The sequence below is a fragment of the Carboxylicivirga fragile genome (genome assembly GCF_050589805.1).
In the GTDB taxonomy this organism is placed as follows: Bacteria; Bacteroidota; Bacteroidia; order Bacteroidales; family Marinilabiliaceae; genus Carboxylicivirga; species Carboxylicivirga fragile.
Genome location: NZ_JBNGOY010000133.1, coordinates 1 through 423 on the forward strand (window position 1 = coordinate 1; position 423 = coordinate 423).

A 423-nucleotide genomic window follows, 5' to 3' on the forward strand; every position below is an offset into this window, starting at 1 on the left:
ACTCATGTTTAAAATATCGCACGCCCTGCGAATGCCAACTGACATTTCTGAGGCAATCTCTTTAGCTATGTCTCTTTTTTGGCAGGGCTTTAAAGCTTTTTTTCAATGATCTCTTTTGCGACCTTTAAATCCAATGCTAAATCAGCATACATCATCTTTAGCTTCCGGTTTTCTTCTTCCAAAGCCTTTAGCTTCTTAAGTTCAGTAGCTTCCATGCCACCATAGCGTTTGCGCCATTTATAAAATGAGGCTTTGCTCACGCCATGGTCACGAATAATAGCATCAAGGTCTTTGCCATTTTCATGCTCCTTTAAAATAGTAGAGATTTGCTGTGGGGTAAATGTCTTTCGTTTCATAAATACAGTTCAAAATTAAAACTTTTTTGTCTACTCTTAAACTGTCCAGTTTTTGGGGAAGCTTACA

1 protein-coding gene is annotated in these 423 nt (G+C 38.1%); it reads right to left on the reverse strand.

From position 1 onward, the window contains the following. Positions 1-89: 89 nt before the first annotated feature. On the reverse strand, positions 90-356 hold the full coding sequence (locus ACRD7B_RS22810) for a transposase (RefSeq protein ID WP_430826981.1): 267 nt from the start codon (positions 354-356) through the stop codon (positions 90-92). Positions 357-423 lie beyond the last annotated feature (67 nt).

What these genes read in the sequence shown, in the direction of transcription:
- ACRD7B_RS22810 (WP_430826981.1), bottom strand. Translation starts at nt 356, where the DNA reads ATGAAACGAAAGACATTTACCCCACAGCAAATCTCTACTATTTTAAAG.